The following is a 691-nucleotide window of genomic DNA, read 5'->3' as shown; positions in this document are numbered from 1 at the left end:
GAGAGCCGTTCCGTGCGCAGCAAGATCCAGCCCAAACAGCCGGCGTGTGCCTGGTGACCTCCGACCCGGGGTGTCTTCATGCATTTCATCCTCCTCAGCCGGGCCGCAAGAATTCCTCGCGGCCCGGCAGTCTCAATGCACGAGAACCTTCACCGGCTCCGCTGGTACTTCATCGCTGTCCTTGCGATGCACAAGCCGGTAGAGGAGAGGAAGGACGAGCAGCGTCAGCGCCGTCGAGGAAAGAATGCCCCCGATCACAACGGTGGCCAGGGGCCGCTGCACTTCGGCGCCGGTGCCGGTCGCGATCGCCATCGGCACGAAGCCGAGAGACGCCACCAGGGCCGTCATCAGCACTGGCCGCAGCCGCGTCAAGGCTCCATGCGTGATGGCTCGATCCAGGCCCATGCCTTCTTCGCGTAAGGTGCGGATATAGGAAATCATCACCAGGCCGTTCAGGACCGCGACCCCCGACAGGGCGATGAAGCCGACCGCAGCCGAGATGGACATCGGAATACCACGCATGGCGAGGGCGATCACCCCGCCCGTCAGGGCGAAGGGGATACCCGTAAAGACCAGCAGCCCGTCCTTCACGTTGTTGAACATCATGAACAGCAACGTGAACACGATGAACAGGGCGAGCGGCACCACCAGCTGGAGCCGGGTCGTGGCCGACTGCAGTTGCTGGTAAGTG

At 63.5% G+C, this 691-nt stretch carries 1 protein-coding gene; it reads right to left on the bottom strand.

The features are described from left to right. Positions 1–132 precede the first annotated feature (132 nt). Positions 133–691, bottom strand: a 559-nt coding sequence (locus KVT32_RS28100; protein ID WP_217619198.1) for an efflux RND transporter permease subunit, incomplete at its 5' end; no start/stop codon positions are given.

The organism is Achromobacter sp. GbtcB20 (genome assembly GCF_019091095.1).
Lineage (GTDB): Bacteria > Pseudomonadota > Gammaproteobacteria > Burkholderiales > Burkholderiaceae_B > Achromobacter > Achromobacter mucicolens.
Note: the sequence above shows the minus strand (reverse complement) of the source record. Positions and strands in the feature narration are given on the sequence as shown.